Annotated in this window: 13 protein-coding genes; 2 read left to right on the forward strand and 11 right to left on the reverse strand. The window is 64.8% G+C overall.

The features are described from left to right. Positions 1–16 precede the first annotated feature (16 nt). From ACFXP9_RS07655 to ACFXP9_RS07685, 7 genes are all read right to left on the reverse strand, one after another. Complete coding sequence (locus ACFXP9_RS07655) at positions 17–457, reverse strand: YcgN family cysteine cluster protein (protein ID WP_397206878.1); 441 nt, start codon at positions 455–457, stop codon at positions 17–19. Beyond that, entirely contained in the window at positions 457–1386 is a 930-nt protein-coding gene (locus tag ACFXP9_RS07660) for a bifunctional riboflavin kinase/FAD synthetase (protein WP_397206876.1), read from the reverse strand. The genes ACFXP9_RS07655 and ACFXP9_RS07660 overlap by 1 nt, the downstream gene beginning before the upstream one ends. A gap of 44 nt (positions 1387–1430) precedes the next feature. Further along, complete coding sequence (locus tag ACFXP9_RS07665; RefSeq protein WP_397207429.1) at positions 1431–1874, reverse strand: MaoC family dehydratase; 444 nt, start codon at positions 1872–1874, stop codon at positions 1431–1433. Between the two features lie 130 nt (positions 1875–2004). Beyond that, positions 2005–2874, reverse strand: a complete 870-nt coding sequence (locus ACFXP9_RS07670) for a TIGR01459 family HAD-type hydrolase (RefSeq protein WP_397206874.1) — start codon at positions 2872–2874, stop codon at positions 2005–2007. A 144-nt stretch (positions 2875–3018) separates the two neighbouring features. Next, entirely contained in the window at positions 3019–3936 is a 918-nt protein-coding gene (locus ACFXP9_RS07675) for a manganese-dependent inorganic pyrophosphatase (protein WP_397206872.1), read from the reverse strand. Between the two features lie 73 nt (positions 3937–4009). Beyond that, a complete protein-coding gene (locus ACFXP9_RS07680; protein ID WP_397206870.1) occupies positions 4010–4660 on the reverse strand; it encodes a DUF1345 domain-containing protein in 651 nt (216 codons plus the stop codon). A 16-nt stretch (positions 4661–4676) separates the two neighbouring features. Further along, positions 4677–5807 carry a TraB/GumN family protein gene (locus ACFXP9_RS07685; protein WP_397206868.1) on the reverse strand — a complete coding sequence of 377 codons (1131 nt, stop codon included), beginning with the start codon at positions 5805–5807 and terminating at the stop codon, positions 4677–4679. Positions 5808–6012: 205 nt separating this feature from the next. Between ACFXP9_RS07685 and ACFXP9_RS07690 the strand changes: the two genes are divergently transcribed. Both ACFXP9_RS07690 and groL read left to right on the forward strand, forming a co-directional pair. Then, entirely contained in the window at positions 6013–6300 is a 288-nt protein-coding gene (locus ACFXP9_RS07690) for a co-chaperone GroES (RefSeq protein ID WP_397206866.1), read from the forward strand. 53 nt (positions 6301–6353) lie between these two features. Continuing rightward, positions 6354–8006, forward strand: a complete 1653-nt coding sequence (groL, locus tag ACFXP9_RS07695; RefSeq protein WP_397206864.1) for a chaperonin GroEL — start codon at positions 6354–6356, stop codon at positions 8004–8006. A 314-nt stretch (positions 8007–8320) separates the two neighbouring features. Here the strand turns inward: groL and ACFXP9_RS07700 are convergent, their stop codons facing one another. From ACFXP9_RS07700 to ACFXP9_RS07715, 4 genes are all read right to left on the reverse strand, one after another. Further along, positions 8321–9523: a GTP-binding protein gene (locus tag ACFXP9_RS07700; RefSeq protein ID WP_397206862.1), complete on the reverse strand. Its 1203-nt coding sequence runs from the start codon at positions 9521–9523 to the stop codon at positions 8321–8323. Positions 9524–9727: 204 nt separating this feature from the next. Next, complete coding sequence (locus tag ACFXP9_RS07705; protein ID WP_397206860.1) at positions 9728–11269, reverse strand: Ppx/GppA family phosphatase; 1542 nt, start codon at positions 11267–11269, stop codon at positions 9728–9730. A 60-nt stretch (positions 11270–11329) separates the two neighbouring features. Then, positions 11330–13495, reverse strand: coding sequence for an RNA degradosome polyphosphate kinase (locus ACFXP9_RS07710; RefSeq protein ID WP_397206858.1), 2166 nt, complete (start codon positions 13493–13495; stop codon positions 11330–11332). Positions 13496–13539: 44 nt separating this feature from the next. After that, positions 13540–14229, reverse strand: a complete 690-nt coding sequence (locus ACFXP9_RS07715) for a P-loop NTPase family protein (protein ID WP_397206856.1) — start codon at positions 14227–14229, stop codon at positions 13540–13542.

Genomic DNA, 14229 nt, shown 5'->3' on the forward strand with positions numbered 1-14229 from the left:
CGCGATTTCAATTGCTTCAGGACAGATCCTCGATCGCGTAATCCTGCCAGTCGGCCTCCGGGACGGTCAGTTCACTGATCGTCCAGCCCTGAACCGAGGCCCCGGCCCGGTGGATGGCATCGCGATCGCCGCTGATCAGGTGGTGCCAGCCGAACAGCGGCTTACCCTCGGCCCGCAGGCGATAGGCACAGCTGCGCGGCAGCCAATACCGGATCTCGGCCAGCTTTTCCGGCGTCAGCACCACGCATTCGGGGACATAGCGGTGCCGGTCGGGGTAAGACATGCACTGACAGCTGGTCCCGTCCAGCAAGCGACAGGCAATGCGGGTGAATTCCAGCTCGCCCGTGTCTTCGTATTCCAGCTTGTTCAGACAGCATTTGCCGCAGCCGTCGCATAACGCCTCCCATTCGGGGCGGGTCAGATCGGCCAGTGGCAATTCCCAGAACCGGGGCCGCATCACAGCCCCGACAGAATGGCACGGGCCTGCGCGCTGTCGCGGTCCATCTGCGCGATCAGCGCATCGACGCCGTCAAAGCGCAATTCCGGGCGCAGGAAATCGACCAGCGCCACCGACAGGTGCTGGCCATACAGATCGCCGCTGAAACCGAACAGGTGGGTTTCCAGATTGGGGGTGTTTTCCCCGAACATGGGCCGCACCCCAAGGCTGGCCACGCCCTGATAGCCCCCCGCATCCGGCCCGGTCAGCACATCGACCAGCACCGCATACACCCCCAGCCGCGGCAGATGCAGCCCGTCCAGCGCCATATTCGCGGTCGGATAACCCAGATCGCGGCCACGTTTGGCGCCATGCAGCACCGCGCCCTCGATCCGGTGCCAGTGACCCAGCATCCGCTCGGCCTCGCGCGGGGTGCCGTCGGACAGCGCCTGCCGGATCGCGGTCGAGGACACCCGCGTCTGGCCCTGCTGCATCAGCGGCGCGATGGTGACGCCAAACCCCATCTGGCGCCCCAGATCGGCCAGCGTCTGCGCATTGCCCGCGCGGCCCTTGCCGAACAGGAAATCGCCACCGACGGTGACATGGACGACACCAAGCCCGTCTACCAGCACCTGACGGGCAAAATCATCCGGGGTCAGCCCGGCCAGCACCGGGCCAAAGGGCAGTTCATACAGGTGACCCACCCCCAGACGGGCCAGCCGGTTGGCGCGGGCCTCGGCATTCATCAGCCGGAAAGGCGGGGCATCGGGGGCAAAGAACTGGCGCGGATGCGGTTCAAAGGTCACCACCCCCAGCGGCGCATCCGCCGCCGCGCGCGCCGCGTCAATCACCGAGCGGTGCCCCAGATGCACGCCGTCGAAATTGCCCATGGCAACGCTGGCGCCACGGGCGCTGGCGGGCAGTCCGGTCCAGTCGGTGTGGATATGCAAGGCAACGCCCCCCTTGGGGGCCGTGCCCCTGTCAGTCCAGCTTGTCAGTCCAGCTTGCGGCTTGGGGCCAGCACGACCGCCTCGCCTTTCAGGACGACCGTATCGCCCACAAGACAGCGTGTTGCAAGGGTTACGCGGCGCCTGGACAGGTCGATCATCTCGACGCGCACCTCGGCGCGGACGACCTCTCCGGGGCGGACGGGGGCCATGAATTTCAGCGTCTGACCCAGATAGATGGTGCCGTGACCGGGCAGTTGTTCCCCGATCACCGCGCTGATCAGCCCGGCGGTCAGCATCCCATGGGCGATGCGCCCCTCGAACATGGTGTCGCGGGCGTAGTCCTCGTCCAGATGGACCGGGTTGCGGTCGGTCGAGACCTCCGCGAACATTTCAATATCGCGGTCCGTCACCTCTTTTGTGACATGCCGGACCATGCCGATTTCCAGATCTTCCAACCAGATCGTGCCGCGCGGAAAATTGTCCAGCATCATTCGTGCCCCCTGATGGCCTTTGACATGCTGCATAGCAGCAAAAAAGGCACCTGGCAAGAAAAGAACTGAAAACGACGCGTTCGCGTCAGAAAATTGCGCACGGCTTTGCGGTGGTTGCCGCCCGGCCTCAGCGCAGGCGGCCCATGGTCCAGGTCGGGTTTTCCTGATGCATGGCCAGAAATTCGGCCAGACGGTCGGGATTGGGGTTTTCGACGTCATGGCCCATCGCCTCGGCGGCCAGACCGCCGGTGATGAACAGCGAATCAATCCCCTCGCCTGCGGCGCCGGGAATATCGGTGATAATGCCGTCGCCCACCGCCAGATAACGCGCATCGGGCCGGGCGTTCAGCTTGCGCCGCGCTAAGTCATAAATCGGCGGATGCGGCTTGCCGAAATACAGCGCCTCGCCGCCGATTTCCTGATACAGCGCGGCAATCGCCCCGGCGCAATAGATCCGGCGGTCCCCCAGATCGACCACGATATCGGGGTTTGCGCACAGCATTTTCAGCCCGCGTTCCCGCGCCAGCATCAGCCGGGCGCGGTAATCCTCGGGGGTTTCGGTATCTTCGTCGAAGGGGCCGGTGCAGACGATGCCATCGGCCTGATCGAAGGCAACGCGCGCGACATCGGCGCGGCCCTGCCATTCGGCGGGGATTTCGGTGAAAAAGCCGTCATCCTTGGACGGTCCCAGATGCCAGACGTTGCGGCCCACGACACCCGCGAACATGGCATCCTGCGCGGCATCGCCGGAACTGACCACCAGATCCCAGGCATCGCGGGGCACCCCCATGCGGTCAAGTTGCGCAATGACAAAGCTGGCCGGGCGCGGGGCGTTGGTCAGCAGCACCACCTGCCCGCCCCCGGCGCGGAACGCCTGCAAGGCCGCCACAGCGGCGGGATAGGCCTCGCGGCCATTATGCAGACAGCCCCACAGATCGCAAAACAGCAAGTCATATTGCGCCGCAATCCGGGACAGGTTCTGGATAATCTGCGTCATGGGGAGCCTCAGGCAATGGGGTCGGGGGTCGGGCGCCGGAAACCGGGTCGGGCGTCGCGGGGCGGAAACAGCAGGGCGCGGCGCGCAGGCCGCGCCTTTCGTCACCCCGCCACGACAGCCGTGACGGGGCAAGCCATGGGCGGATCAGACCGCCAGATTCGGGATGATCTGCTTTTTGCGGCTGACGATCCCCGGCAGAACCACGGTGTCGCCGGACACGGTGACGCCAAAGCTTTTTTCCGCCACCTCACCGATCCACGGGTTCGGCACCAGCAGCGTGGCCTGTTCGTTCAGGATGTCGACGATGAACAGCAGCACCTCGTCGGCGCCATCGTCGCCCGCGACCTTGGGCATCGCCGCCATCAGCGCATCCTTGCGCGCCAGCACGATCTGCGGCGCGGTGGTTTCCAGCACCGAAACCCGCAGCTTCTTGCCACCCAGTTCGTATTCCTTGCTGTCCATGCGCAGCAGCGCCTCTTCCGAGAAGGCCGAGACATCGGATTTCGCGGCGAACATCTCGGCCGCATAAGCGGGGATCGAGACGCCCATATCCGCCGCCAGCTTTTCCGCCACGGCGCGGTCATGCGGGGTGGTGGTGGGGCTGCGGAATTCCAGCGTGTCCGACAGGATGCAGGTCAGCATCAGCCCTTTGATTTCGCGCGGCGCACGCGACAGGTCATCACCGATCAGGTCATGCATGATGGTCGCCGTGCAGGCCACCGGACGAACGGTAATGTTGATCGGGCTGCGGGTTTTCAGGCCACCGGCCAGCATGTGGTGGTCGATGATTTCCAGAATCTCGGCATCGTTGACGCTGGGGGGCAGCTCGCCGGGGTTGTTGGTGTCGACGATGACGACCTTGTCGCCGGCGGCCACGTCGCTGATGATCTCGGGCTTGTCCAGACCCCAGTGCGACAGCATCCAGTTGGCTTCGGTATTGGGTTCACCCAGCAGCACCGGACGCGCCGGTTGCTTGCGGATTTCGGTCAGATACCAAGCCCAGATGATGGGCGAGCCGGTCGAGTCGGTGTCGGGGGATTTGTGGCCAAAAACCTGAATCATCGGGCATTCCTCTTTGGGCAGTGTGGTCAGACTGGTCTGACCGGCTTCTAGCGGCGACGCGCCGGAAAGTCCATCAGCCGCCAGGCCCGGCGGCGACATTCACCGCCAGCGCCAGAATGACGGTGTTATAGAAAAACGACACGATCGCGTGCAACAATGTCGCCCGCCGCATCCGGGTGCTGCGCAGATCCACATCCGCCGTCTGCGCGGTCATGCCGATGGTAAAGCTGTAATACAGAAAGTCCCAGATCCCCGGACGGGCGGTCGCGGGGCCGAAATCCAGCGGCGCACAGGCGGTGCTGTCGTCGCGCCCATACCACAGCCCGGCGTAATGAAAGGCCAGCACCGTGTGCAGCACCGCCCATCCCAGCGGCACCGAGACCAGCGCCAGCGCCGGCGTCAGCACCGCGCCGGGCACAGGGTCGCTGGTGATGCGCAAAATGGCAAACAGGCTGGTGCCGATGGCGGCCAGCGCCAGCGCGACGATCAGGCTGATGCCTTCGTCCTCGTCCGGGCTATAGCGCAGGGTATCGCTGGTGACATGCGGGATATGCAGCGCAATCGCGGCCAGAAAGGTGGCAAAGAACAGGTCCGACCCGATCAGCAGCCGCAGCGCCAGACCGCCCTGCGGCACCAGCAGCGCGGCCAGCAGCCCGGTGCCAAAAGCGATCAGAAAGCGGATATGCCGCCGCCCCGACCGCCGCAGCCACGCGCCATGCCTCATCACCGCCCTGCCGTGGTCATGGCCTGTCCGCATCCAGCGCGGTAATGCGCCAGCCCCGCGCGGCCAGCAGGTTCAGCACGCCCGCCTCGCCCGGCAGATGCAGCGCCCCAAACGCCGCGACCACACCCTTGTCACGCCCCGCTGCCGCCAGCGCCGCCTGTTCCAGCGGTTCGATCCAGTCGGCATTGCGCGCATCCATCATCCGCGCTTTGGCCAGCGCCGCCTGTTCATCGACCTCGGCCCGGTCCAGCCCGCTGTGGCGATAGGCATCCTGAATGCCAAATTCCCAGATCGTCCAGATCTGGCCGCGGAAATAGGCCTCGGCCAGCGTGACGGCGAAATCATCGGCATTGACCGCCGAGGCCAGCGCCGCCTGCATCATCGCGATCTGCTGATCCGGGGTCAGATCGGCAAACAGGGTAAACAGGGTGTCCCATGGCTCCAGCGCGCGAATCGGAACCCCTGCTGCCTGCGCCGCGGCGACCAGTCGGCCATCAAGGCCCGAATCGGTCCCCTCGGCCTGGATCTGGCGCAGCGCGCAAGGCGCGATCCCCAGCATCATCGACACATACCAGGGGCGCATCCGCGACACCATGAACGGGGGCATTCCGCGCGCCTGCATGGCGGCGGCAAGGTCGTCCCAGACCGGTTCGGGCAGACGTTCGGGCAGGGTCGGGCCGGTCGGGTCCATCATCAGCGTCGGGTCATCGGCCAGCGCGCGGGTCAGGCGGGCCTGTTCATCGGGACCGGCCTCGACCAGCAGCGCGTCTGCATCGGCCAGCACCGGGGCAAAACGCGCCAGCGTGGCGGCGTGGCGCGCATCGGGAAAGTGATAGGTGCCGATGATGGTCATGCGCGCGCCGTCGCGTTCGGCCTGCCAGAAGCGACCCTGATGATAGGGCACGTCGCGCACCACCGCCGCCAGCGCCGCACGCTGATCCGCTGGCAGCGCCGCGATCAGGTCGCGGCCCTGGCAAAAAGCGGTCGTGCCCCCTGCCCGATCATCCGCTGTCGGGGCGGCACCGGCAGCGGCCCCACTGACCCCGGCATCGGCCCCTGCATCGGCGCCGGTCCTGGCCGATGCCGGCGGCACCGCCATGCACAGCGTGACCGCCAGCGCCGTCAAAAGCTTTGCCCCCATGGCCATGACAAACCCCTTCCGGTCAGTTAAGTGTCACGACGATGCCACAGCCCCGCCGCCAAGGCCAGCACCGGCGGTTTGGCGCGCGGCATGAAAAACGCCCTCACGCCCCCGTTGACAGCGCGCCGGTGCCTGCCTATCTCGGCGTTACTGGCACTCGGGCGACCCGAGTGCCAACGACACTGCAACCTGAAACACCGGAGTGTTCAAAATGGCATTCACCCCGCTGCATGACCGCGTTCTGGTCCGTCGCGTCGAATCCGACGAAAAGACCAAGGGCGGCCTGATCATCCCCGACAGCGCCAAGGAAAAACCCGCCGAGGGCGAAGTCGTCGCCGTTGGCGAAGGCGCGCGCAAGGATTCGGGCGAACTGATCGCGCCCGCCGTCAAGGCCGGCGACCGCGTTCTGTTCGGCAAATGGTCGGGCACCGAAGTCACCCTGGACGGTGAAGAGCTGCTGATCATGAAAGAAAGCGACATCATGGGTATCATCGGCTGATCGCCGGGCCCATGACCTCGCTTTAATTTCAATCTGTTATCAGGAGGCCTGACATGGCTGCCAAAGAAGTCAAGTTTAACACCGACGCCCGCGACCGGATGCTGAAAGGCGTCAACATCCTGGCCGACGCCGTCAAGGTCACGCTGGGTCCGAAGGGCCGCAACGTGGTGATCGAGAAATCCTTCGGCGCCCCGCGCATCACCAAGGACGGTGTGTCGGTTGCCAAGGAAATCGAACTGGCCGATAAGTTCGAAAACATGGGCGCGCAGATGGTCCGCGAAGTCGCCTCGCGCACCAATGACGAGGCCGGTGACGGCACCACCACCGCCACCGTTCTGGCCCAGGCCATCGTTCGCGAAGGCATGAAAGCCGTCGCCGCCGGGATGAACCCGATGGACCTCAAGCGCGGCATCGACGTGGCCACCGCCAAGGTCGTCGCGGCGATCAAAGCCGCCGCCCGTCCGGTGAACGACACCGCCGAAGTGGCGCAGGTCGGCACCATCTCGGCCAATGGTGAAGCCTTCATCGGTCAGCAGATCGCTGAGGCCATGCAGAAGGTCGGCAACGAGGGTGTGATCACCGTCGAAGAAAACAAAGGCATGGAAACCGAAGTCGAAGTCGTCGAAGGGATGCAGTTCGACCGCGGCTATCTGTCGCCCTATTTCGTCACCAACCCGGACAAGATGATCGCCGAACTGGAAGACGGCCTGATCCTGCTGCACGAGAAAAAGTTGTCCTCGCTGCAACCGATGGTGCCGCTGCTGGAAGCCGTGATCCAGTCGGGCAAGCCGCTGCTGATCATCGCCGAGGATGTCGAGGGCGAAGCCCTGGCCACACTGGTTGTCAACAAACTGCGCGGCGGCCTCAAAATCGCTGCGGTCAAGGCGCCGGGCTTTGGTGACCGTCGCAAGGCCATGCTGCAGGACATCGCCATCCTGACCGGCGGTCAGGTCATCAGCGAAGATCTGGGCATGAAGCTGGAAAACGTCACCATCGACATGCTGGGGACGGCCAAGAAAATCTCGATCAACAAGGACAACACCACCATCGTGGACGGTGCCGGCGACAAAGCCGAGATCGAGGCCCGCGTGGCGCAGATCCGTCAGCAGATCGAGGAAACCACCAGCGATTACGACAAAGAAAAGCTGCAGGAACGCGTGGCCAAACTGGCCGGCGGTGTTGCCGTGATCCGCGTCGGCGGCATGACCGAAGTCGAGGTGAAAGAGCGTAAAGACCGCGTCGATGACGCGCTGAACGCGACCCGCGCTGCCGTTCAGGAAGGCGTGGTTGTCGGCGGTGGCGTCGCGCTGGTTCAGGGCGGCAAGGATCTGGAAGGTCTGAAAGGCGAAAACGCCGATCAGGACGCCGGGATCGCCATCGTCCGCCGCGCGCTGGAAGCGCCGCTGCGTCAGATCGCTGAAAACGCCGGTGTCGACGGTGCCGTCGTGGCGGGCAAGATCCGTGAATCGGGCGACAAGAACTTTGGTTTCAACGCGCAAACCGAAGAATATGGCGACCTGTTCAAATTCGGCGTGATCGACCCGGCCAAGGTGACCCGCACCGCGCTGGAAGACGCGGCCTCGGTCGCCAGCCTGCTGATCACCACCGAAGCCATGATCGCTGAAAAACCCGAACCCAAAGGCGCCGCTGGCGGTGCTGACATGGGCGGCATGGGTGGTATGGGCGGCATGGGCGGCATGATGTAATCATCCGCCGATCCGTCGCAGCCGATGCGACAATCGGGAAAGGGCATCCTGCGGGGTGCCCTTTTTCTTTGGCCATTTTCTTTTGGCGGCCTAGGCACAGCCAAACCGCTGGTCCCCGCCCTGACATGAACCCTGATATGAAAAATGCGCGCCATTTTCCGGGCGCGCATTTACGAAATATCAAGGTTTTTGCGTCAGCCTGACAGGGCCTGTTATGGAAAAGGCCCGTTTTGACCTGTTTCGCGCGTCTTCTTGCCAGCCTGCTGTGCCTGCCGCGTGTCACGCGGCAGGTCTGGCCGGTGCTGCCGGGTGGCTCAGGCTGCGACGCGCCATTGCGGGAACGGATCGGGCAGGCTGTCGGCCTGCTGTTCCTCGGCCTCGGTCAGCTGTGCCGCATCCAGCGCCGCACAGATCGCGGCCTGATCCATCCCTGCGCCAATGAACACCAGCTCTTGCCGGCGGTCGCCATAGGGTTCCTGCCAGTTCGCCATGATGTGGCTTTGCGCCTCGGGGTGGTCCGGCCAGCGGCTTTGCGGGACCGAGGCCCACCACCGCCCCAGCGGCACCACGGCACTGATCGCCCCGGCAAGGCTGTATTCCGCCACCCATTCCGGGCGGCTGCCCAACCAGAAATGCCCCTTGGCCCGGATAACCCCCGGCAGGTTGCCATTCAGCAGGGCATGGATGCGCTGCGGATGAAACGGCTTGCGCGCGCGATAGACAAAAGAACTGACGCCATATTCCTCGGTCTCGGGAACATGGTCGGCAAAGCCATACAGCTCCTTGGCCCAGGTCGGGTGCAGATGGGCGCGGTCGAAATCGAACAGCCCGGTGTCGAAAATATCGCTATGCTCGACCTGACCGTAATCGGTCTCGATCAGACGGGCATCGGGGTTCAGGCTGACAATGATCTTGCGGGCCGCGTCCAGCTTTTCGGGACCGGCGGCGCTGATCTTGTTCAGCACGATGACATCGGCAAATTCGATCTGGTCGACCAGCAGGTTAACCAGCGTGCGGTCATCGCCCTCGCCTGCGGTTTCCCCGCGATCCTCAAGGAAATCGTGGCTGGAAAAATCGTTCAGCAGGCTGGCGGCATCGACGACGGTCACCATGGTGTCCAGCCGGGCAATATCGGACAGGCTGTCGTCGTTTTCATCGCGGAATTCGAAGCTGGCGGCCACGGGCAGCGGTTCGGCAATGCCGGTGGATTCGATCAGAAGATAGTCAAAGCGCCCCTCATCGGCCAGCCGCCGCACCTCGGTCAGCAGGTCCTCACGCAGGGTGCAGCAAATGCAGCCATTGGTCAGTTCGACCAGCTTTTCCTCGGCATGGCTCAACTCGGCACCGCCGGCCCGGATCAGGTCGGCGTCGATGTTGACCTCGGACATATCGTTGACGATCACCGCCACACGGCGGCCGCTGCGGTTGTTCAGGGCGTTGTTCAGCAGGGTCGTCTTGCCGGCCCCCAGAAAGCCGGAAAGCACCGTGACGGGAAGGCGGGTATCGGAAACTGGCATCGCTGTCTCGCTTCGCTGGAAAGGAAGCGGCAGTTATATTATAACAAAACCACCCAAACAAGCCTGTCCTTCACAGCAAAGCTCACAAGCCCGCCGCCCTGCCCGGCCAGCGTCACGGCGAACAGTGCCATGGCAGGTCAAACGCAGGACAGCAACAGGCCCCCCGGCCCGACCAGACATGCTGGCAGCCAGGGCCCGGAGGGGTCAGGTTCTGACCACAGCTTCAAGGCCCATGGCCTTGCACAGCGCCTGAAAGCGGGCGTCGGCCACCTCGCCGAACAGGTTGTGGCCGATGCGCGACAATTGCAGCACCAACTGGCCGTCATCGCGATTCAGTTTCAGCCGCCCGGCCTCGGACGGGTCCTTGATCGCGAACATGGCCCCAAACCGCATGGCGCGGCCCAGAATTTCGGCCTCCAGCTGCTGGGTTTCCGACAGCAGGGTGAAAATCGTGCCCATCACACTGTCCGAGGCGCGGCTGCTTTTATAGCGATGCACCAGCGCCAGCCCCAGAAACACCCGCTCGGGATGGGACAGGGCGGCCATATTGGCGCGGGTGACATTGTCAAAACAGGCCTCGGCGCGATAGTCGGGATGCGCACGCCAGGTCGTGTCATGCAACAGGCAGGCCGCACGGATCAGCCGGTCGCGCGCCGCACCGGCATCGGGGAAAAGCGGCATCAGAAAATGATACAGCTTCTTGCCGAAACCCGGCATCCGCGCCATCTGTCGTTCGGCAAAGCGCGCCGCCTCAAGCAGCGGGTCGCGGTGACGCAATTCGCCGGGCATCTGTTCATACAACAGCCCTTCGCGGATGCCATAAGACGACACCGCCAGTTCACGCGGCGCGAAACTGTCCATCAACTGGCGCAGCACCATCCCGGCCAGCGGGACCAGCTCCATCCGGGTGGCGGAAATGCTGGCTTTCTTGCGCAATTCGGCAAGGTCGCTGGCGGCAATCCAGTCGGTGGTCGCCGTCACCGCTTCGGCATCCATGCGGTATTCATGCAGCACCGTCATCGGATAGCTGCGCCGTTCCATGTCCAGCCGCGCGATGGCCCGCCACGACCCGCCCACCAGATAGATGCGGTCATGGTCGGTGCCCATCTGTTCGGCCAGACCGGACATGACCTTGCGGATATGCTTGCGGATGCCGGCCTCGCCGCCCTTGACCTGTTGCAGGCGGAACGGCCCCAACTGGCTGGTAACACGTTTGCCGACCTTGCCGCCCTGCACCACCGCCAGCTCCATCGAGTTGCCGCCGATATCGCAGACCAGCCCCTTTGCGTCTGGCCAGCCCAACAACACGCCCTGTGCCGACAGCCGGGCCTCTTCCTGACCGTCAATCACCCACAGCTTCAGCCCGGTTTCCTTTTCCACCCGCTTGCGCCAGTCGGGGCCGTCCTCGGCCTCGCGGACGGCGGCGGTGGCGACACAGGTCAGCGGCTTGATATTCATCCCCTCGGCCAGCGCGGCAAAGCGTTTCAGCGCCGCCAGCCCGCGTTCGGCACCTTCAGGGTTCAGCCGCCCGGTGCTGGCCAGCCCCGAGCCAAGCCCCGCCATCACCTTTTCGTTGTAGAAATAGGCCGGGCTGCGGGCGGCGCCATCAAACACCACCATGCGGATGCTGTTGGATCCGACATCGACCACCCCCACCCGCGACAAGGCCCGCGCCGAGGCGCTTTCGAACAGGGAACGGCCGAATGGCTCGATACTCTTGCCGGTGGCGGTCAGGATTCCGTTCATGGCGGCTCCGTCATGGGGCGTGAGCGTCGGGGCAGGACTGGCCTGCCCGACAGTGATGGGTCAATCGGGCGCGTGGGTCAATGCCGGAACATCCGCCGCCCCCGCCGAACCACGGCCCGACAATGAGGGGTTTTCCATGAAAAAGCGGTGACAATTGAACAGATCGTCCTTACCCGCCGGCAGATAGCGCAGATAGCGGCCATCGGGTTGCAGCAACCAGCTTTGCGCCTCGTCGGCCATATTGGCGGCCATGATCTGGCTGGTGATCTGGGCCTTGACGGTTTCGTTATGGCATTCGATCAGCGTCTCGACCCGGCGGTTCAGGTTGCGCCCCATCCAGTCGGCGGAACTGATGAACACCCGCGCCTTGCCCGAGGGCAGCGCGTGGCCATTACCAAAACACACGATACGGCTGTGTTCCAGAAACCGGCCGACGATAGATTTTACCCGAATATTCTCGGACAATCCATTGATTCCTGGCCTGATTCCGCAAATGCCACGCACCACCAGCTCGATCCTGACCCCGGCGGCGGATGCGGCATACAGCGCCTCGATCACCTCGTGCTCGATCAGGCTGTTCATCTTGGCCCAGATATGTCCGGGACGGCCCTGCCGGGCCAGTTCGGCCTCGCGCCGGATCATGTCCAGCAGCTTGTCCTTCAGCCCGTCCGGAGAGATGGACAGGTTTTCCAGACCCTCGGGCTGGACATAGCCGGACAGGAAATTGAACACCCGCGTCGCATCGCGCCCCAGCGCCGGGTCGCAGGTGAACAGCGACAGGTCGGTATAGATGCGCGCGGTGATCGGGTGGTAATTGCCCGTGCCGAAATGCGAATAGGTCACCAGCCGGTCGCCCTCGCGCCGGACCACGCTGCTGATTTTGGCATGGGTTTTGTAATTCACGAAGCCATAGACGACATGCGCCCCGGCGCGTTCCAGACGCCGCGACTGGCGAATATTGGCGGCCTCGTCGAAACGGGCCTTCAGTTCGACCAGCGCGGTCACCGATTTGCCGGCCTCGGCCGCCTCGCACAGGGCGTCGACGATGGGGCTGTCCTTGCTGGTGCGATACAGCGTCTGCTTGATGGCCAGCACATCGGGGTCGCGCGCGGCCTGTGCCAGAAACCGCACCACCATGTCGAATGTCTCATACGGGTGGTGCAGCAGCATGTCCTTCTGGCTGATCGCGGCGAACATATCGCCGTCGTAATCCTGCACCCGTTCCGGCACGCGCGGGGTGAAGGCCGGCCATTGCAGGTCGCGGCGGCTGTCCAGCACCAGCTCCTTGAGGTCAGCAACCCCCAGCATCCCCGAGACCTCGACCACCTCGTCAGGGTCAACCACCAGTTCATGCATGATCAGCCGGCGCAACTGGTCGGGGGCGCCCGCCGTGATCTTCAGCCGGATAACGCTGCCGCGGCGGCGGCGTTTCAGCGCGGTTTCGAATTCGCGCACCAGATCCTCGGCCTCTTCCTCGACCTCCAGATCGCTGTCGCGCAGCACCCGGAAGGCACAATGCCCGGTTTCGCGATAGCCGGGAAACAGGATCGGCAGATGCATCAGCAACAGCTCTTCCAGAGGCAGGAAACGCTGACCGCCGGGCAGCACGATAAAGCGCTGAATCTGGGCCGGGATCGGCAGCAGCGCCTTCATCGCCCGGCCGTCGCTGGCGCGCGCCAGTTCAAGCGCCAGTGAAAAGCCGGTATTGGGGATGAAGGGGAAGGGATGCGCCGGGTCGATGGCCAGCGGCGACAGCACCGGCAGCACCTGTTCGTGGAAATGCCGGCGCAGAAAGGCCTGCTCGGCCTCCAGCACATCGTCGCGGGTCAGGATGGTGATGTCCTGCTGTTCCATCTCGGCCCGCAGGCGGTTCCAGACCGCTTGCTGCGCGCTCATCAGGCGGCGGGCATCGGCGTTGATCAGGGTCAGCTGTTCCGCCGGCGTCCTGCCATCATCCGAAGGGGTGGCGCTGCCCTCGCGCACCAGTTCGCGCAGACCGGCCACACGAACGGTATAGAATTCGTCCAGATTGGTGGCGCTGATCGACAAAAAGCGCAGTCGTTCCAGCAGTGGCACGCGCGGGTTGCGGGCCTCGTCCAGGACCCGCCAGTTAAAGGACAGCCAGGACAGTTCACGGTTGAAAAACCGCGCCGCGCCTTCGGGCGGGCCATCGGGCAGGTCCTGGGGGGCGGGAAAAGGGGTGGACAGGAAATCGGCTTGGGTCATGGCAGGAACCGGGGCTTGGGGGCGTCGGTGATCGTCGTCGCCGGTTATGTCGTCTGGGTCGTCAGGTTGTCCAGCGTTTCCGCCGCCAGCGCGCGGGTGACGGGGCGGCGGTCGGACAGGGCGCGCGCATCCATCGCCGTGACCAGCCGCCGCGCCAGCCCAAGGTCGCGGTCCATGCGCAGGGCCAGCCAGTCGATGACCGCGGGCGGCGCCGCCATCTGACGGTCGGCAAACAGCTTGACCAGAACCGCCTGCAACAGCGCCTCGTCCGGGGGGCCAAGCCGCAGCTGCGCCATCGAATCCATGCGCGAGCGCAGATCGGGCAGCACCAGCCCCCAGTCGCGCGGCGCACTGCGCGCCGTCAGCAGCAACAGCCCGTCGCGCTGACCGGCCATGTTCCACAGGTGAAACAGCGCCTGTTCGGCGCCCGCGGCCCCGCCGGCACGGTGGGCATCCTCGACCACCAGCGCGGCGCCCTCGGGCATCAGGTCGTCCAGCGATTCGGGGCGCAGGGCGCGGGCCTGGATGCGGCGGGCGCCGTTTTCCGCCGACCAGAAAGCCGCCAGATGCGACTTGCCCGCGCCTTCCGGCCCGATCAGCAGCATCCGCCCCTGCGGCCAGCCCTGCGGCGCATCCAGCGCCGCCAGCACATCGGCATTGGCGGCGGTGACCAGAAAATCGGCCCGTCCCAGCGCCGGCGGCGTCGTCAGATCAAAGGTCAGTTGTCGCGCCAC

Origin of the sequence: Paracoccus jiaweipingae (assembly GCF_044335505.1) — a bacterium.
Classification (GTDB): Bacteria; Pseudomonadota; Alphaproteobacteria; order Rhodobacterales; family Rhodobacteraceae; genus Paracoccus.